Annotated in this window: 16 protein-coding genes and 2 tRNA genes; 5 read left to right on the forward strand and 13 right to left on the reverse strand. The window is 33.3% G+C overall.

The window, feature by feature from the left end:
- Together ACFRAE_RS01170 and gap are read left to right on the forward strand one after the other, a co-directional pair.
- Positions 1 to 849, forward strand: coding sequence for a hypothetical protein (locus ACFRAE_RS01170; RefSeq protein ID WP_422795281.1), 849 nt, complete (start codon positions 1 to 3; stop codon positions 847 to 849).
- Positions 850 to 854: 5 nt separating this feature from the next.
- The gene (gene gap / locus ACFRAE_RS01175; RefSeq protein ID WP_422795282.1) at positions 855 to 1,853 is read left to right on the forward strand and encodes a type I glyceraldehyde-3-phosphate dehydrogenase; all 999 of its coding nucleotides are present in this window, start codon (positions 855 to 857) and stop codon (positions 1,851 to 1,853) included.
- Between the two features lie 71 nt (positions 1,854 to 1,924).
- On the opposite strand, the gene mnmA is transcribed toward gap, so the two are convergent.
- Positions 1,925 to 3,025 carry a tRNA 2-thiouridine(34) synthase MnmA gene (gene mnmA / locus ACFRAE_RS01180; RefSeq protein ID WP_422795283.1) on the reverse strand — a complete coding sequence of 367 codons (1,101 nt, stop codon included), beginning with the start codon at positions 3,023 to 3,025 and terminating at the stop codon, positions 1,925 to 1,927.
- A gap of 185 nt (positions 3,026 to 3,210) precedes the next feature.
- Between mnmA and ACFRAE_RS01185 the strand changes: the two genes are divergently transcribed.
- Positions 3,211 to 3,283: transfer RNA gene (locus ACFRAE_RS01185), tRNA-Phe, on the forward strand.
- A 48-nt stretch (positions 3,284 to 3,331) separates the two neighbouring features.
- A tRNA-Phe gene (locus ACFRAE_RS01190) sits at positions 3,332 to 3,404 on the forward strand.
- Positions 3,405 to 3,464: 60 nt separating this feature from the next.
- Here ACFRAE_RS01190 and ACFRAE_RS01195 read toward each other — a convergent pair.
- The 7 genes from ACFRAE_RS01195 to ACFRAE_RS01225 form a co-directional block, all read right to left on the reverse strand.
- Positions 3,465 to 4,043, reverse strand: coding sequence for an HlyD family efflux transporter periplasmic adaptor subunit (locus ACFRAE_RS01195; protein WP_422795549.1), 579 nt, complete (start codon positions 4,041 to 4,043; stop codon positions 3,465 to 3,467).
- A gap of 33 nt (positions 4,044 to 4,076) precedes the next feature.
- Positions 4,077 to 4,742, reverse strand: a complete 666-nt coding sequence (locus ACFRAE_RS01200) for a hypothetical protein (protein WP_422795284.1) — start codon at positions 4,740 to 4,742, stop codon at positions 4,077 to 4,079.
- A gap of 1 nt (position 4,743) precedes the next feature.
- Positions 4,744 to 6,093: a peptidase domain-containing ABC transporter gene (locus tag ACFRAE_RS01205; protein WP_422795285.1), complete on the reverse strand. Its 1,350-nt coding sequence runs from the start codon at positions 6,091 to 6,093 to the stop codon at positions 4,744 to 4,746.
- Between the two features lie 37 nt (positions 6,094 to 6,130).
- A complete protein-coding gene (locus tag ACFRAE_RS01210) occupies positions 6,131 to 6,727 on the reverse strand; it encodes a hypothetical protein (RefSeq protein ID WP_422795286.1) in 597 nt (198 codons plus the stop codon).
- A 2-nt stretch (positions 6,728 to 6,729) separates the two neighbouring features.
- Entirely contained in the window at positions 6,730 to 9,366 is a 2,637-nt protein-coding gene (locus tag ACFRAE_RS01215; protein ID WP_422795287.1) for a hypothetical protein, read from the reverse strand.
- An 8-nt stretch (positions 9,367 to 9,374) separates the two neighbouring features.
- Positions 9,375 to 10,202 (reverse strand): GLPGLI family protein, encoded by an 828-nt coding sequence (locus tag ACFRAE_RS01220; protein WP_422795288.1) that lies wholly within the window; start codon positions 10,200 to 10,202, stop codon positions 9,375 to 9,377.
- 434 nt (positions 10,203 to 10,636) lie between these two features.
- A complete protein-coding gene (locus tag ACFRAE_RS01225) occupies positions 10,637 to 12,364 on the reverse strand; it encodes a vitamin K epoxide reductase family protein (RefSeq protein WP_422795289.1) in 1,728 nt (575 codons plus the stop codon).
- 224 nt (positions 12,365 to 12,588) lie between these two features.
- On the opposite strand from ACFRAE_RS01225, the gene ACFRAE_RS01230 reads away from it, so the two are divergent.
- Positions 12,589 to 13,440, forward strand: a complete 852-nt coding sequence (locus ACFRAE_RS01230) for an aminotransferase class I/II-fold pyridoxal phosphate-dependent enzyme (RefSeq protein WP_422795290.1) — start codon at positions 12,589 to 12,591, stop codon at positions 13,438 to 13,440.
- 240 nt (positions 13,441 to 13,680) lie between these two features.
- Here the strand turns inward: ACFRAE_RS01230 and ACFRAE_RS01235 are convergent, their stop codons facing one another.
- From ACFRAE_RS01235 to ACFRAE_RS01255, 5 genes are all read right to left on the reverse strand, one after another.
- Positions 13,681 to 14,046: a hypothetical protein gene (locus ACFRAE_RS01235; RefSeq protein WP_422795291.1), complete on the reverse strand. Its 366-nt coding sequence runs from the start codon at positions 14,044 to 14,046 to the stop codon at positions 13,681 to 13,683.
- Between the two features lie 40 nt (positions 14,047 to 14,086).
- Positions 14,087 to 15,331, reverse strand: a complete 1,245-nt coding sequence (locus ACFRAE_RS01240) for a hypothetical protein (protein WP_422795292.1) — start codon at positions 15,329 to 15,331, stop codon at positions 14,087 to 14,089.
- A 659-nt stretch (positions 15,332 to 15,990) separates the two neighbouring features.
- On the reverse strand, positions 15,991 to 16,959 hold the full coding sequence (locus ACFRAE_RS01245; RefSeq protein ID WP_422795293.1) for an MBL fold metallo-hydrolase: 969 nt from the start codon (positions 16,957 to 16,959) through the stop codon (positions 15,991 to 15,993).
- Between the two features lie 2 nt (positions 16,960 to 16,961).
- Positions 16,962 to 17,558 (reverse strand): dephospho-CoA kinase, encoded by a 597-nt coding sequence (coaE, locus tag ACFRAE_RS01250; RefSeq protein WP_422795294.1) that lies wholly within the window; start codon positions 17,556 to 17,558, stop codon positions 16,962 to 16,964.
- Between the two features lies 1 nt (position 17,559).
- The gene (locus ACFRAE_RS01255; protein WP_422795295.1) at positions 17,560 to 18,507 is read right to left on the reverse strand and encodes a CdaR family protein; all 948 of its coding nucleotides are present in this window, start codon (positions 18,505 to 18,507) and stop codon (positions 17,560 to 17,562) included.
- Between the last annotated feature and the right edge of the window lie 160 nt (positions 18,508 to 18,667).

Genomic DNA, 18,667 nt, shown 5'->3' on the forward strand with positions numbered 1-18,667 from the left:
ATGATAGCAGTTGTATATAGTGGTTCCCGTTATGCGGATTGGCGCTTAGCAGAAAAAGGCAGGATACTTCATGGTTTCCGGACCACTGGTATCAATCCTTACATTCAAGAGGAACGCTTCATCTATCAACTTCTTAACAAAAACACGCAACTCATCAACAATGCTGAACGGATCCGAAAAATCTATTTTTTCGGTGCTGGTGCTTCTTCCAAAGAAAGGCAAGAAAAGATTGAACGTGTATTTACCCAATTTTTTAAAAATGCAAAGGTGAAAGCTAGCCATGATGTATTGGCTTCGGCTATTTCGACCTTTAGCAATGAAAAAGGTATTATAGGAATTATTGGAAGCGGTTCCAACGCGGCCTACTATAATGGCAAAAAAATTGTAGAAAACAATTATGGGCTAGGCTATATTCTTGCCGATGAAGGCTCTACCAATTGGCAGGCGAGACAAATTCTTAAAGATTTTCTGACTGAGTCCATGCCTCCTGGATTTAAAGATAAGTTTGTCCGAAAACACAATATCGATCGGAAGACTATTCTTGATAAAACCTACAATACCCCAAACCCAAATATATTCTTAACTTCATTTGCCGATTTCATCTTAGAGAACAAAGATGATCCATATATTGAAGGAATTATTAAAAAAGGTTTGGATATTTATGTAAAAACATATTTGATTCCACTGTCGGAATCTTACCCTGATGCTATTTTTAGCTTTACTGGCTCAGTAGCTAATAATTATTCAGACTGGTTAAGGCAAATTGCCAATGATCAACACCTACCTGTAGGAACGATCATTCGTGAGCCTGTTCAAAATCTATTAAAATATTATTTAAATAAAAATTAGTAAAAATGAAAATTGGAATTAACGGATTTGGCCGTATCGGTCGTTTAGCTTTTAGAGCTGCTGTAAAGCGTAGCGATATTGAAGTAGTTGGTATCAATGACTTAGTTGAGCCTGACTACTTAGCATATATGTTAAAATACGATTCAACACATGGTCAATTTGACGGAACTGTTGAAGTAAAAGATGGCCACTTAGTGGTTAACGGTAAAACCATTCGTATTACTGCTGAAAAAGATCCTGCAAACTTGAAATGGGATGAAGTAGGTGCTGACGTTATTATTGAGTCTACTGGATTTTTCTTGACACAAGAATTAGCTCAAAAACATATCGAAGCTGGTGCTAAAAAAGTAATTATGTCTGCTCCTGCGAAAGATGATACCCCTACATTCGTAATGGGTGTTAATCACAAAGAATTAAAAGCAGAATACAATATTGTTTCCAACGCTTCTTGTACAACTAACTGTCTTGCTCCTATCGCAAAAGTTTTAAATGACAAATTTGGTATCGTAGAAGGATTAATGACTACAGTACATGCGGTTACAGCTACTCAAAAAACAGTAGATGGTCCTTCAGTGAAAGATTGGAGAGGTGGACGTGGTGCTTACCAAAACATCATCCCTTCTTCTACAGGTGCTGCTAAAGCAGTAGGATTAGTTTTACCAGAATTGAAAGGTAAATTAACAGGTATGTCTTTACGTGTACCTACAGCAGACGTTTCGGTAGTAGATTTAACTGTACGTTTAGCAAAAGGTGCTTCTTACGAAGATATCAAAGCAGCTATGAAAGAAGCTTCTGAAGGTGATTTAAAAGGAATTTTAGGATATACCGAAGATGAAGTAGTTTCTACAGATTTCTTAGGAGATGCGCGTACTTCCATCTTTGATGCTAAAGCTGGTATTTCTTTGAATGATAACTTCGTAAAAGTGGTATCTTGGTATGACAACGAATGGGGTTATTCAAACAAAATCATCGATCTAGCACAAGAAGTAGCTAAATTATCATAAGCTATTCAATAACACAAAAAAATGCGATGTGCTTGGCACATCGCATTTTTTTTATCCTTTGTTAAGCAGAATTAACTATTCTCTTTCATTAAAAAACCACCCCCAAGTAAATCGTCACCTTCATAAAATACGGCCGACTGTCCAGGAGCAATCCCTTTCACATGATGAGCAAAATCAACCTGCATCATACTTCCATGCTGCGTCAATGTGGATAGCGCTCCAGCATCTTTATAACGTATCTTAGTTATTGCTTCCATAGGTTCTGTTAACGAGGCGTATTTCACTAAATTGATGTCACGCACAAAAGCTTGACTACGCTCTAACTCATGCTCCTCGCCTATGACTACCGAATTACTCTCCGGTAAAATTTGAAGCACAAACATCGGTTTTCCAAATGCTACACCAAGACCTTTACGTTGACCGATTGTAAAATAAGGATAACCTATGTGTTTACCCACAACCGTGCCATCAGATAGGATAAAATTACCTGGACCTATCTCTTGGTCAATAGTAGGTCTTTTATGTCTTAGAAACGACCGGTAGTCGTTATCTGGAACAAAACAAATCTCGTAGCTCTCCGACTTATTGGCCAATTCGCGCTGGCCCATATCCAAAGCCATTTGACGAATTTCCATTTTAGTAAAACTTCCCAAAGGAAACTGAGTTCTTGCTAGGTTCTCTTGAGATACGCCCCATAATACGTACGATTGATCTTTATGTTCATCTTTACCCTTGGAGATCACATATCGATTATTATCATGCAATCGAATATTAGCATAATGTCCCGTTGCGATAAACTCACAATCTAATTTATTGGCGCGCTTCATCAATGCTTCCCATTTGATATGTGTATTACACAATACACAAGGATTTGGGGTACGACCAGCAATATATTCATCCACAAAATTATCGATGACATAATCGCCGAATTCATCCCGAATATCTAATATATAATGAGGAAAGCCATAGTTTACAGCCAAAGTGCGCGCATCATTGATACTATCCAAGCTACAACAGCCCGTTTCCTTTGTCGAACCTCCAGAACTGGCATAGTCCCAAGTTTTCATAGTGATTCCTATAACCTCATAGCCTTGTTCGTGTAACATGACTGCAGCAACAGAGCTATCTACTCCCCCACTCATCGCTACCAAAACTCTTCCTTTTTTACTCATAACATTTTATTGAAGTGCAAAGATACCGTTATTTCAATAATCCCATTGTTTATTTGATGTAATTTTATCTCAATCAGAATCAATGGATTGAATAATTACATGAAAATATTTAGTATAAAAGTTTTAGAATTCGAAAAAAGACGGTACATTTGCAACGCAAGTTCGGTAACGGAAATGCATTTAAAGGTGCCATAGCTCAGTTGGTAGAGCAAAGGACTGAAAATCCTTGTGTCGCTGGTTCGAATCCAGCTGGCACCACCTCCAAAAAATCTGGCAAGTAACAGATGCTAAACAAAAACTTGTAATGGTGCCATAGCTCAGTCGGTAGAGCAAAGGACTGAAAATCCTTGTGTCGCTGGTTCGAATCCAGCTGGCACCACAAAAAAATCCCTGAAGAGAGAATCTTCAGGGATTTTTCTTTTTATCCTAAATTATAAATTCAAATTTTCAGTGATTTAGATAAATTAAGCCATATCCTAAAGAAAATAGTTTGATCTACTGTAATAATTTCAGCATCAGCCAAAATTCCAGGCTTTAATTTAATAACAGAATCTTGATCCGTTCTAACTAAAGTAACTTTAGTCAAAAACACGCTATCCTTTAATGGAATATCAGAGATATAATCAATTTTACCTGTCAAATAACCATATTCCTGATAAGGAAAACTACGTATTTTGATTAATACTTTTTGACCCTTCTTGACTTTAGATGTATTAGACTGTTGTAAAAAGACTTCTCCATAATAATCATCTTTTTCAGTATGAACATAAAAAAGAGGTTCGCCAGATTTAATAAACTGATTTTCTTGAAGAAAATTACCGTAAACCAAATATCCATCTGATGGAGAGGATATAATATACTGTTTTTTCCAATTTTCAGCCTCACTGATAAAACTATTCAGCGACTGCGAAAATTTTTTTTCTTCTTCAAAAATTTGATTTTTTATTTCTGAAAGTTCTTTATCCTTTGCTAATAAATTACCTTGGTTAGAAATTAAATTGTTCTCTATCTGCGGAATAGATTGCCTCTTTGCTAGTAATGCGGATTCCTTTTATTGTAATTCTAAAGAGCTAATAATTTTTTTATCCGCTAAAGCTTTATACTTCTGATATTCGAGTTCAGCTAACTGTAACTCTTTTTTCTGTAACTCGTAGGTTTGCTTTATACGTTGATTTTGTTCATTTACATTATGTAGCTCATTATTAACTAATTTTTCTCTTTTTTCAAAAATACCTCCAACACTAATAGCTCTATAGTTAATATAAGACAAATAAAAATTCTGATAAGAGTTTTGCAATTCGCCTAATTCAAGATTATTTGGTGAAAAATTATTATCAAGTTCTATATTATCAATTTTATAAGCTCGCACGTCCTTCAAATAATCTAAAATATTAATTACTTGTTGATGATCAGCAACACTTTCTAAATAAGCTATTTCTTGATTTTTCTTTACCCAAATCCCTTCTTTGACTAAGATTTTGACCAAGTTGCCATTTACTTTACTTAGCATCACTTTGGGCGCATCACTCGTGTTAAATTTCAATGGAGCCTGAATCATTTCAGGATATTTTATAAATACCGAAATACCCAATATCATTAGAATAGTAATAAGAACAAAAGAGATACCACGTTGCAAAAGCCAAGAAGGTGGCTTTGCAATAATATCCTGTAATTCTTCAGAATGTAAATTCTCTTCAATTAATGGTTTCCTTGACATATTAATTCCCTAACTCTAATTGATTCTTAACTAATTCATAGTATTTCCCTTTAATTGCAGTTAACTCTTTATGATTGCCTTGTTCTACTATTTCCCCCTTTTCTAATACAATAATATTATCTGCATGCTTAACGGTACTCAAACGGTGTGCAACAACTATTACCGTTCTATTTTCAAAAAAATGATTTAATTTTTCTACAATTACCTTTTCATTGTTAGCATCTAGAGAATTAGTCGCCTCATCTAAAAATATATAATCAGGTTCTTTGTATACAGCTCTTGCAATCATCAATCGCTGTTTTTGTCCTTGACTAATTCCTTTTCCTGCTGTACCTATTTTCGTTGCGAGTCCAAAAGGTTCTTCTTCAATAAAATCTTCCATATTGGCAATATTTATAGCCTGTTGAATTTTATTTTCGTCAGGATGATCTTCATTAACAGCAATATTGTTTTCAATCGTATCCGCAAAAATGTAATTGTCCTGTAGCACAGAACCACATCTGTCTCGCCATAAATTAAAATTGATTTGATCTAATTTCTTACCCCCTACTAAGATTTCGCCTTCTTCGGGTTGGTAATACCTTAATAATAATTTAAAAATAGTTGTTTTTCCTGATCCACTCGCACCAACGATTGCTGTTGTTTTCCCTTCTGGAAACGTTAAATTCAACTTCGTGAAAATAGGTTCATTTCCAGCACCGTAATATCTGAAAGTTAAATTTCGGATTTCAATCGTTTTATCTTTAGGAAGTTGTGTAAAATAATCTTTTTGAATATCTTCTTCTTCTTCTGTTTCATAAATTTCATTTAATCGCTCCAAACTTATTTTAGCATCTTGATAGGATTGCATAAAACCTAATAATAATTCTACTGGATTAGAAACCATACCAACAATATATTGGATAGCCATCATTCCCCCTAATGTCACATCACCATCAATAACAGACTTAGCAGAAATATAAGTGATTAAAATTCCCTTCGCTTGATTGATCGCCATAGAACCAATAGATTGGTATTGCGATAATGCCAAGCTCTCTACACGAAACTTAAAAAGCTTCGCTTGCAATGCCTCCCATCCCCAACGTTTTTGCTTTTGTGCATTATTCAATTTTATATCACGCATACTTTGAATCATTTCTACTATATAGGTCTGATTCTCGGACGATAATTTAAATCTTTTATGATCCAGCTCCCGACGATATTTCATAAAAGCTAATATCCAAAGGGTATATAAAGCTGTAGCAACAATAAAAACAATAAAAATCGTTTTATTATAGATAATCAATAATGTCCCGAAAATGAACATATTGATTAATGAAAACAGTGTATTCAAAGTGTAAATCGTCAGCAAAAAATGGACACGTTTGAATCTTAACTAAGAGAGTGTTTTATTCTTTCATCCGAACATAAAGTTCCTCTGAATCTCTTTCTACCTTATTCCAAAATTCACAAGTTATACCTTTAAGAATATACTGTGCTCCTCCTGTTTGCTCATTTTCAGCTATTAATTTCTCCTTAGCTAAGCCGACAATTTTTAGCATTTCATCTAATAAATCTTCAGAAGCGGTCTGTCGTATATAATTAATATCTAAATAATTCCGTGTGTCGGAAACATAACACACCAAATCTTCATACAGATGATCAATTTGAGGTTTTCGGGAAAATAGGACATCCGAATCATGGTACATTATAACTTCCTGTGATAACCTAGGAAATAATTTAAAATGTTGACTTAAGATATTAGGTCGAACTGAAGAAGTGTATTTTGGTTTTTCGCGCTCATCGATGTATGTATAAAAATTAGCTAGATGGTTATTCTCATTTATAAAACTTTGAAATGCTGGATTCAATCCTAAATCCTTATTGTAAGCAACTAATACTTGGATTTTTTCTTTTGAGATACCTAAACTATTAAAATTTCGAAGCTGAATCTCTAATTGCCAAATAAAATAAGTGGTATCAGGCTGTGCAGAAAGATAAATCATAGTTAAAATTTAAAACGTGTAGAAATAATAAATTGTCTTGGTCTGAGTTCAAAAGTGGATTGGATTAATTCGATATTATTTGAAAATTGTTGGATGAATTGGTTGTTGTTTAATAGATTTTGACCATTCAATTCGATGTCGGTTTTCCATTTATCAACTCGGTAACGGTAGGTGAAATCTAAAAAGTATTGATCCTTCTGACTTTTCATATTATTGGTATAAAGCGAATTACTTATAGTCAAGCTATGTTTGTTCGAAGGGTAAATCACTATATTAGCATAGTAATTAGTATAAATTGTGAGTTGCTCGCTTGTCGAAAAAATATTTTTGTGACGACCGAAATTTGTTTTGAAATCTCCAGATACCACAGTAGATAAACTATTGATTATTTCTAGACTTCCTGACTGTCCTCGCCCCAACTGCTTGTCCATGATTCCATTTAGTAAATAATCTGATTCAGACCAATTTAAGGAAGCATTTAACTTAGCAACCGTTTTAATATTAGAAAAAAATCGAGATACACTCCCTGAAAAATTATGACTTTTATTGTAACTATTTTGATCTATAATAGTAGTGGTATGTCGTCCTAATTCGTCAATGGTGCTACTAAATATATAATCTCTAAATCCATCGGTGTAATTATAACGTACATTCGCAAAGTTTGCTTTTAAAGTATTTTTGTAATTATAGCTGAAGGAAGCTGACTTATTATCAGTTCGCAATAATCGGGCATCATATCGCTGCATTGATCGGTATTGACTGATGATATAGCCATTGTAAAAATTATTTAAACCTCCGTATGTTCTTCCTCCAGAAATGGAAGTTGATAATTCATTATTGACATTTAATAAATATGTCAAATTCGCAGAAGGATAATAAGTACTTTTTAGTTCATTATTTAATGTTTTTATTCCTTGTTGTAAGACATTGAAGTAATGAAGATTATATGGCGTTGTGAAATTCAATTTCCATTGTGTCTTTTCCCATCCGATTCTTAATCGTAAAGCCAAATTCAATTGCGAATTGTTCATATCATTGAAATAATCATTTCCCAATATAGTCTGATGATTGTTTTCAGTGATATCTATGGCAGTATTCAACTTATTACGATCATAATTCAATTCTACTGTTGGCGAAATTGTCCAATACTTTATCTTACGCATAAAGCTTAGACTATTCTCAATTGCAAATTTCTTAAATAAAACCTGTTGACGCATTTGTTCAAAAGGATTTCCTTCATTTAATATGTCCTCAAATTGTCCAGGATTGACAGCCAACTGTTGTGGTGTATGATTGTATTGTATAGTTGAATTTATATTTACTAATTGTTTGCCGATGAAGCGTGCCAATGATAAACTATTCATAAATGCTTCGTCTGTATAATTTTTGTGTTGCTCTATTTTATTGCTATTGTTAAATAATAAGTTCCCAAAGTCTTTATTCCATTTTTTCTGAAACTTGGTGCTGTTACGTAGATAAATATCTTTTTCATTTTTCTCCACTAACATCCCAATATCAAAAACTTGATTACGATAACTATTGTCTATATTTTCTGAACTGTAGATAATATCATTCGAAGTAAAGTATTGCGTAGCTGTAAAGCCTTCTCGTTTCCTAGTGTCATGATAGTAAGAGAGATTTCCCTTGAGCTCTAGACCACTATTTAATTTTTTTAATGCATTCGTGCTAAAGAGAAATATTTTATTGTCTAACCATTTTTTTTCATCAAAACTTGGACTCGACACATTACGTATTGCCAAAAATGATTCACCATTAGAAATAGTCGCTTGTGTCCCAAAATACATTCCCCCTGTATAAAATGCACGCAAATCTTTCGAGGCATCATAACCAATATTGTTGGTTTGGAAAGAATTCACCATTTGAAAGGTTTTGCCGAATGTCATCGGTGTCAAATTCAAATCCCATAGTACTGGTTCATAACCAAACCCAACTTTACCTGTACCAGTAGTCGTAAATTTCTTGAGTTCTAGATTCAGCGATGCCCTATCGGAGAAAACCAATGAATCCATAATCTTAATAGGTTGATCATTTTCAACCACCTGAACTTTCTTCACTGCATCTGCGGGTAGATTATTATTAATCATTCCATATCGTCCCTCCATGAGATCAAGATTATTGACCATATACTTCTGAATTGGTTTGCCTTGATACAATATCTGATCGCCTTGCATCTCGATGCCTGGAAGCTTTTTAATGATATCAGCAATGACACGATCCTGTTTAGATGTAAATGCATTGACATCGTAATTGATAGTATCCTTACGTTTATAGATGGGCATATTAGCCACTTTGACCTCTTCGATTTGACGAGTCTGTTGTATCAATTGATATGAATATTCACCCGTTCGATTAGCGATGATAACTGATTTTTTCGCATAGGTCATATGTTGAAAATCCAATTGTATACTATCCACATCAGTTACTTTCACCAACAAACTATATAAGCCATTATTGTCCGATCTACCAAAACCTAAAAATGCGGCACTACCTACTTTCTTATAAGAAACAGATACATTTGGAATTGGCCTATTCTGTTCATCGATCAATTTGCCCGAAATCGTGGTTTGAGCAAATACTATTTGGTTTAACAACAGATATATGATGATAAGGTATCGCATAATAAGTTTTAAGGATACAACTCGATCCAGTTATTATTTTCTTTACCGAATCTAACAGCATTTTTTTTAGAGCTTTCGTCAGGTTCTATTCCTTCAGAAATAGCTATTTCATACATGTTTTTAAGAAAGGACTTTTTTTGTTTAAAAAATTCTTCCTTACTGATATGATTATATATGATGTCTCTTCTAATATTGGGATTATAATATTTATTTACCTCTTTTACTGCTTGCAATTCAAAAGTAAAAAAGCCTTTTGTGTCCTGCATTTTTACAATTAAACCAGGTAGTCCACTAAATTTGTATGGCCCTTCAAAAATTGGTATTTCAGGAGAAAACCAGCATATCCATGTTCTTCCTTTCCAATTTATTGATGCCTTTTGACAAAGCAAATTATTAATAGTCAACGTGTCCTGATAAATATTCCATAAGGATGGATCTATATTTTCTTCTTCATAAACCTGAAAATCGTTGGTTAATTTGATATCAAACCCTTTTATGGATTCTACTGTTATTATCTTATTTTTAGTCTTAAAAATTCTATAATTTGAATTAGATATGGGTGAAATAATACCAAAAACTTTTGCACTAATACTTTTCTTATCATGAATAAGCGTAGAATCCCTAGAATATCTTGATGTTAACTGAAATAAAGACAAGCTATCGTTTAACAATAAACTCATTTTTTGGTTAGAAGGAGCGTTTAATTGTGTGCTATCATTAAAAAAAATGTAATCATAAATTATTTCTCTATTAAAAGACATTTGTTCATTAAAACCTTGACTTTTAACCAGTAAACAGCTGTAAATTAATATGATGATAATAGATACTTTTAACATAAACTTATGCATTAAGGACCTTTTATAAATTTAGAAGGTCCATATTAAAATTATTTTAGAATAATTCAATTAAGAAACTTATGGACAAGCATACCAACAGGTCTCAATACATTCTTGTGTATTGTCACAAATTACATAAATAGAACTGCCATCACTACATTTACAAAGAATCGTAACATTATCACCAGTACCAACAGTACTACCAGTACCCTCACTTCCCCCTACATACCCACCTAATACATTTTTTAATTGCTTACGAGATAATTGATCTACCTCTTATAAGTTCAAGTTTTTTAATGAAATCTTTTTCATAATTTTGTATATTAATTTATAATTCTTGCTATTCACTTTTTCCTGAATAGCTTAGGAAGGTCTTTTACAGGGATCCTTCTGTTTTGCCCGAGTACATTTCGTACTGGCTCGGGCTATTTTTCCTAGAAAAAATTCTTTAATTCAGCTATCTTGTAAGTATCTGGATATTCAAATCCATTGATATACAAAGTAGGTGTAGATCTTATCTTCATATTATTACACCAATCACGCATTGCTATTATTTTATCTTTCTGGTTCTTCAACTCACCATTCATTGGATATTTTTCAGCAAACTGTTCATAATTCTTTTCTTTAGTCAAATACCAATCATCCAATGCTTGATGGACTTGGTGTAATCCATCTTTTTCTTGAATTGCTAATAAATGTTGTACTGGTGCTGTCTTTTTATCAGATTCTTCACCCGAAGCTGTGAAAATAATTCTGATTTTTACATCTTTATTCATTTTAATGATCTGCTCCAATTCAGGATGTGCATTTGCACATGGACCACAATATGGATTACAAACTTTAATGATTTCGTTCTTAGCATTTGGATTACCGATCACTATCCCCAAGTTATCCGTAGGATAACCTATTTTTTCATTCTTATGAAGTAATGCTTGGAATATTTCAGGATTGTATCGTAGTTTCTGCCATCTTTTCTCCGTGTCCTTATTTTTTCGGGCTTGTTTAATGATGGGTAATAATGTATAAACAATCAACACAAAACCTATGAATAAGGTTAGTGTTAAAATGTAATTATAACTTTGATCTAAAGAAAATGATAATCCATTATTATATACAAAAAATAATGCTCCAATGAAATTAATAAATAAAACGGATTGAATAACCAAACATAAAGGACACCATTGTTTGGCTACTTTAGCCTGATAATACAACGAAAAAAAGATATAGGGACTTACGATTAGGGCAGAGAGAAGACTTATTTGGGTATAAATGATATTAGAAGGGAAGAAAACTTGTAAGTTAAAAAGTGTGGCCATATAAGAAAATCCCCATGTGGACCAACTAACACCCAAAAAAGTAGATTGCGAAGAATAAAGGATAGCATCACAATTTAACTTTTTACTTTGTCCCCCACACACTTCTCTTACTATCGGATTATAAACATCTAAATCATGCCATAATAATAAAGTCGAAATCAGTAAGCCTACAAAGGATGTTGTCGTAAAAACAATATTTACCCATGAAACATTTACTTGATAATTGATAATGATATTTGATAATGCGCTAACAAACACTGTAAAGGCTAGATAGATAGGAATATTTTTAACGATTTTTTTGTTTCTTTGGTTGACTAAATTAGTATTCAAATTGACCTCATCCTTCTTATGGGTATCATCAGTAAGCAGAACCACTCCCTTATCTATACTTTCAAATTCCACTAATGGGATAGTTATAAACTTATTTTTTTGCGGTTCTAGATAAGTTACTTCCATATCGTTAACATCACCCACTACAGTAAAACTCGCATTATGCCAATCTTCCTTTTGAATAGAACAAATAAAAGGAGTCTCAAAGTCAATATAATTATAACTTCCCTTTTTAATAGCAGCCGACTCAACACCATATTCAAAAAGTGTATCTTTTATGGTTAATAAAGAAGGATTATCAACATGATTATCTATTATATCCTTTAAGTTTAGTTTACTATACTTTACCTGATATACATCTAATATATTTCGACAAACTATATCTAAATCGCTCTCATTTATATTATAAAGAAAATTAGACATTATCATAAGGTAATTTTCATTAGTACCATTCTCAATATTATGAAAATTTAAATTAAAATAAAAATTATTTTTTCTTTTTTTATTTTCTATCATTGTACCTAATAACCCATTAATATTTAATTATGATGAATAAAATAAACTTTGATTCAGCAACTTTCAAAGAATTTGAAAATATTAAAGATTTAGACATGTTTGAGATTGCTGAATATTTTCATTAATATATTCGCTACATGCAGAAAAACAACACAATCAATTTTAGATTTCAAACACAAGGATATGGTCCTATTGTTAATGTATCATCACCATTTATTAAAGGATTGCAAAATTGCGTAAGTCTAGTATCCAATGACTATCTTAACTTCACCCAGCACCCAAAAGTTAAGCAAGCTGCCATTGAAGGCATTATAAAATATGGAACTGGAGCTGGTGCCTCCCCGCTTATTGGTGGTCATCATGAATATCATGTGGAACTAGAAAAGAAATTATGTGAATTTTTCAATAGACCTGATGGTTCAAACATCATATTTACAACAGGCTATACAGCAAATAGTTCAACACTTTTAGCATTTTTAAAAAATGAAGACTACGCTATTGTTGATATGGAAGTACACGCTAGTGTATATGAAGGTCTATTGAATACAAATGTCAAAAAATTCCCGCATAATAGCATAATACATCTTGAAAGCGCCTTAGTTGATGTTAAAGATAAATATAGAACAAGGTTAGTCATTATTGATGGCGTATATTCTCAAAATGGAGATATTGCCAAAATGGATGAGATCCATGATCTAACCAAAAAGTATGGAGAATATTTGATGGTAGATGATGCACATGGCATTGGCGTTGTAGGTGAGAATGATAGAGGTGCGATCGAATTATTTTATCTTTTGGACAAAGTCGACATCATTTCTGGCACACTTAGTAAGGCATTGGGACATATTGGAGGTTTTATTGTTTCAAGTCCTGAAATCATTAACTATCTACGCTATCAATCTAGACAACACATTTTCTCATCAAACTCTTCACCAGCTAGTATTCGCTTATTGAAAGTTATTGACCTCATAGACGAAGAGCCAATTTGGAGACATCAATTAGCTGAAAATGTTCAAAATTTCAAAAATGGTTTACGTTCATTAGACTTAAATATTGTCACTGTAAATCAGAACTAAGTAAATTTATTTGAATTTTTTCTCGTATACTACATTTAAATCATTCACTTTTTAGCATAAAGAAAATTTAGTGTACCCATTAAGTATATTTTAGTACATTAAATTTAAGAAAAAATATTAATAACAAAATAAAAATAATAGCCCTATATTACTATACATACATGATAATTAATATTTTTTTTCTTAATACAAAAATTTCAACATATTCAATATTTAATTTCTGAGAACCTCCCCTCTTTTTTATAATTGGATGAATTGACTTTTTTGATCTAGTGTTTTGCTAAAAACATATGAAATATCTAACCATTTACACAAATCGATTTTCATGAAGACACTCTTAATCTGAGCTGAAACTACCATACATGCACCACACCAAATTGCCCAAAAGTCTATCACAATAATTTGACCATTATGATAGGTTAAGAACTCATATAAGACAGCTTTTTTAGATTTATCAAAACATAAAAAGTATTTATTTGAACTCAAGTTTTCCTCGTTTGTAATTAAATCATTATGATGAAAAATATTATTACCTAAATCCTTGTTTAAAAAAATATAGATTGTCAAATGGACATGCCCCAAAAAGTGTCCAACTTTTTGGGGCATGTCTAAAAACAAATGTTTCAGGCTCTTTTTTTTATTCAACCTACTTTTTTAACCAAGAATATACCAATAAATCTCCTGGAGCTACTCCCAGATTATTAGCATACGCCGAAGCATCGACCAAAGAACCATCTTTCATAACCCGTTCAACCCCTTTTTCAAGTTCAATCTTAACCATCATTTTTTGATGAATATCTCGATTTACCACAACTAAAAATTCACGGTTACCATTTTGTAAATGCGAAACAATAGCTCCTTCTGAACCTGTAGTTTCTAATGATTTTACAGAAGAAGGCAATTGACTTAATCTTCTAGTCGAAACCGGAATTTCAGTACCCGTATGTTGAACAGATATGACTTTCGCACCTAAAAACACTGGACTTAATCCTTGAATATCTTTATTTAGATTTTTAACATAATCATAGATTTCAGTTCGTTGATCAAATTCATTTATTGGGCCATGATGGAAATTCCATATTTTACTATTTTTCGGTGTCCAAAATGTGAAATATTGAAGACCTTGCGCACCATACGCTAAATTGCTATACATTTGAAACCTCAAATGTGCCTCATTTGGAATTGGGTATGGCGTATGTGCAGTTGTCAATGCAAAAGCCCAAAATGGTTTATTCACTTCCTGCCCTACTTTTAAAAAGGTTTCCAACGTATTAAAAAACGTACCTCTCACCATAACTTTACCTTGATCTTCAACGATCGGATAATAATCAAATGACAAGAACGGTAAGTTTACTTCTTCGTCAAATCGCTTGACATATTCATAATAGCTCTTCGTTTTCAGAACCTCTAATGGCGCATAATCAGGAAACAAATTCAGATAGCAGTACTTTACTGGATCCACCGCTTGAATTTTACGAGCCCAAGCCCCAATTTGAGCAAACTCAGCAGCCGATGGTTCATCTCTTAAAAAATAACCAGCTGCTGCAGGATGTTTCATAAAACGCTTCACTGTAGCCTCAGGGTTTTTTGACAACTCTGGCGTCGAGACAATTAACTTAACCCCAACTTGTTGAGCTAAATCAAGTGCATTTTGCATCAAATCCAAGGTGCGAAAGGATTCCGAAAAACTATGCGTAAAACCAGCATCTTTCAATTCATGAAATCGCTGTAAATTAAGCCCTTCGGGCTGAATACTATACCAAGCTAAAATCGTCATCTCGCCTTTTTTAGGCAGGTACTTAACTACTTGTTTGGTTGAAGTTTTTTTCACTTGAGCATTCAATTGAAAAAAAGCCAACAACAAGAACATTAAAAGAATTCTGTTTTTCATTATAAATGGTTTAAATTGTAATTACATATTATTTGATAAACAACGACGTGTCCATCAGCTTATTAATCAGGCGATCCCCATAAAGCTATTTTACTTTGGGAACAACCAATCCCTCCAGCCGCTATGCATTCTTTAAATCGAACCAAGCTCAGCTTATCCTTTTACATTCGATAACAGGGAATGATGGCCCTATTCCCATTCTTTTTAAGGCCATTAGTTTCTAGTGCAGTATCGGTAATTCATTTACAGAAACTATTCAACCATCACAAATAACTAAAAGAAAAATTGATGCATGCTAAGTTTATCATCGGAAAAAGCAAATCTATTGCTGGTTTATCCTCCGGTTAATCACCTGAAAGGTTTATTCAAATTTAAGTTGATTTAAAGAAACAACCGTCCTGACGCATCAGGTTAAAAATGGGAATATAAAAAAAGGTTGATTATTCTTAAATAATCAACCTTTTTTATACAATCTATGGAGTCTACATCCAAGACTCTGCATTAGATTTTCCTATAAATATCCTAGCAAATAATAAATAATTATGAAGACGATAATGGTACCAAAACAACCTAGCCCCATTTTCTTCGCTCCCCAACCTGCTATTAATACTTTAAAAAATTTGTTCATAGTAATCCTTGTTATTTAAGTTTATTATTAACTAACAATAACTCGGTAAAAATGTTTGAGATTCAATATCTCGAATTTCCAATTCATTCGAAAAATAGCTGTGAAGCTTACGTCCATCGCCATGTAAGGTCCATATAGCTTTAGGCTTGACCTGCTTGATAAAGTTTAAAATATCTTGCCAGTCGACATGATCCGATATGTACAAACTGATTTCATTCTGCGCTTGTAAACGTTCCCATCCTGAGGCAAACGCCTTCAAAACATTCGTTGCACGTCGATAACTATTGAATGTCAAAGGGGGTACTAAGTATATTTTATTCTGCCTACCCTCTTTCATATGCTTACGATTGTAAATCTGGTAGGATAATGGATGCGGGCATAAGGTATCGTAAATTTTATGCAGTGGTAGCATTTGATAATGAATCAACACCTCTTTATCCGGGCAGTAATCGTTGATTAATGCGGTAATGCGTTGTGCTTTGCCCAAAGAATAACAGCCCAATAAGATGTTCCGTTCCACATTCAATTTTTGAATTTCCGAAACCGGATCTGGATGACGTGTATCTGGATTTGCAAATGTGGTTTCGGTAATTAACACATCCGCTTCAATGACTTGAAGTGCTTCACAAGTTGGATCATACTGCAATTTATAATCGCCAGTATACAAATAACGAACGCCTTTATAAACCATTAAAATTTGAGCACTTCCTAGGATATGACCTGCTGGGTGCAAGCTAATACGCACAGAATTTATCTCAAATTCTTGATCAATTTTTTTTATTAAATAAGAGTTTTTTGCTTGTTTAGCATACCTTACTTGCATAAATGCTGCGGTACCTTCGGTACAATAAATTTGCTGATGTCCAGGACTTGCATGATCAGCATGTGCATGAGAAACCACAGCATGGGCCACCGGATATAACGGATCTATATAAAAATCGCCATATGGACAATAGTATCCTTTATCCTTTTTGATTAAAAAATCATTTAAAATTTGCATAATTAAGGTTTTTGAGGCAGGGTGAATTGATGATGCAGTTCCATAACCTGCTCAATAATACTGTGCTTCGAATCATTATATAGGATAAAATCGGCAAGCGTTGCTTTATCTTCTTCAGGCATTTGTTTTGCCATTCTCGCACGTACAGCCTGTTCTGTAATATGGTCCCGAGCCATGACCCGTTTAATCCTTAAATCCTCTGGAGCAACGACAAGAATCGTGTAATCCAAAGAGCGGTAAGATCCACTTTCAAACAATAATGCCGCTTCCTTTAAACTATACAAAGATGTTTGCTTTTGTGCCCAATCTTCAGCATCTTGAATGACTGCCGGATGTACGATCGCATTCAGCTTAGTCAATTGACTCGAATCTGAAAAAACACGATCAGCCAACCATGATCGATTTAAAGTACCGTCTTCCAGGTAAACCTCTGAACCAAACACTTCAATAAGTTGCGCTCTCACTTCATCACTCTTGGTCATGATAAGTTTCGCTTCTAAATCGGCATCATACGTAGGTACCCCTAATAATTTAAATACCCGTGCAATTAAACTTTTTCCAGTACCTATACCGCCAGTAATTCCTATTTTCAAACCCATGTTATTTTCTTACAAAAAAATCAATATTCTGAGGTTCCACATTGATTATTTTACAAAACTCAGGAACTTTCGTGATAATAACAGGTAAACTTCTAACTTGATGTTCTTTCCATGCATCTAAATCCACTACCGCTTCGAAATCCCTTGAAGACCATTTATTAAAATCCTTAACAGCAAGAAGAACATTTACTTTTACTTTACTCGGCAATATTCGAACAGAAGTATACCCTTTTGCATTTTCAACCTTTATAGGCAATTCAATTATTTTTTCGGTTAATTCACCGACCGGGATTACTACTTCTGCAAAAGTAGGATAGATCGTAATATTAGTTCGTTGCTGTTTATTCAAATACGCTACTGTACGGACATCGGTATTTACTTCTACACCTTTGATGCTATCGGTTTCTAGGTATTCAATATTTGCTACATCTTCCAATGGACCAGTAATGGTAACATATTCAGGATTCGTTTTCGTAGCACCAATAATTCCATATTGCTTTTTAAAATTCAAATGATGCACTACTTTAACAGGTATTTTTCGTTGGGTTTGCTTTGAAAAATCAAAATATAAGGTATCAGGAGATACCCCTACAACGTGATTGTCCGAAGGAAACTGTCGATTAATAAAGCCGATTTGATTTCCAAAAACGATGAAATTTCTTGTTTTTAAGCCACTGATATCCACTTGGATTTTAGCTGTATCAGGCTTTAATTTGGAAAGCAAAACTTGCCAGCCTGTCATTTTTATTTTTATAGAAACAGTATCCGATTGTAATGGATGAAACGCCTTATTTTCAGGCAAATTAACATAGGTCATACTCGCTTTTTTCGTGAATAAATATTCACTGGAAATAGCAAACAAGGTCCATGCTAAAAAAGACAGGATAATACAGCGAAAAAAGATTGCTAATTTTCTACGTTGTACTTTGTTTATCCTTCTAACTGCCATGCTACAAATGTACCAATTTGAATTAAATAATTACATTTTGAAAAGGCTCCTCAAAATCCTGAGCTATTTGGGTATAAAACCCTAAAAACTTAAATCAGCAATCAAGCATATTGTGAAAATATTAATTAACTTTGTACTTTAATTGAAGGACGTTCAAAAT

Source organism: Sphingobacterium sp. HJSM2_6 (assembly GCF_049316305.1).
Classification (GTDB): domain Bacteria; phylum Bacteroidota; class Bacteroidia; order Sphingobacteriales; family Sphingobacteriaceae; genus Sphingobacterium.

Excerpts from the sequence above, each read along its gene's own strand:
- ACFRAE_RS01170 (WP_422795281.1), top strand. The coding sequence starts at position 1 with ATGATAGCAGTTGTATATAGTGGTTCCCGTTATGCGGATTGGCGCTTA.
- gap (WP_422795282.1), top strand. The coding sequence starts at position 855 with ATGAAAATTGGAATTAACGGATTTGGCCGTATCGGTCGTTTAGCTTTT.
- mnmA (WP_422795283.1), bottom strand. The coding sequence starts at position 3,025 with ATGAGTAAAAAAGGAAGAGTTTTGGTAGCGATGAGTGGGGGAGTAGAT.
- ACFRAE_RS01200 (WP_422795284.1), bottom strand. The coding sequence starts at position 4,742 with ATGTCAAGGAAACCATTAATTGAAGAGAATTTACATTCTGAAGAATTA.
- ACFRAE_RS01210 (WP_422795286.1), bottom strand. The coding sequence starts at position 6,727 with ATGATTTATCTTTCTGCACAGCCTGATACCACTTATTTTATTTGGCAA.
- ACFRAE_RS01215 (WP_422795287.1), bottom strand. The coding sequence starts at position 9,366 with ATGCGATACCTTATCATCATATATCTGTTGTTAAACCAAATAGTATTT.
- ACFRAE_RS01220 (WP_422795288.1), bottom strand. The coding sequence starts at position 10,202 with ATGTTAAAAGTATCTATTATCATCATATTAATTTACAGCTGTTTACTG.
- ACFRAE_RS01225 (WP_422795289.1), bottom strand. The coding sequence starts at position 12,364 with ATGATAGAAAATAAAAAAAGAAAAAATAATTTTTATTTTAATTTAAAT.
- ACFRAE_RS01235 (WP_422795291.1), bottom strand. The coding sequence starts at position 14,046 with ATGCCCCAAAAAGTTGGACACTTTTTGGGGCATGTCCATTTGACAATC.
- ACFRAE_RS01240 (WP_422795292.1), bottom strand. The coding sequence starts at position 15,331 with ATGAAAAACAGAATTCTTTTAATGTTCTTGTTGTTGGCTTTTTTTCAA.
- ACFRAE_RS01245 (WP_422795293.1), bottom strand. The coding sequence starts at position 16,959 with ATGCAAATTTTAAATGATTTTTTAATCAAAAAGGATAAAGGATACTAT.
- coaE (WP_422795294.1), bottom strand. The coding sequence starts at position 17,558 with ATGGGTTTGAAAATAGGAATTACTGGCGGTATAGGTACTGGAAAAAGT.
- ACFRAE_RS01255 (WP_422795295.1), bottom strand. The coding sequence starts at position 18,507 with ATGGCAGTTAGAAGGATAAACAAAGTACAACGTAGAAAATTAGCAATC.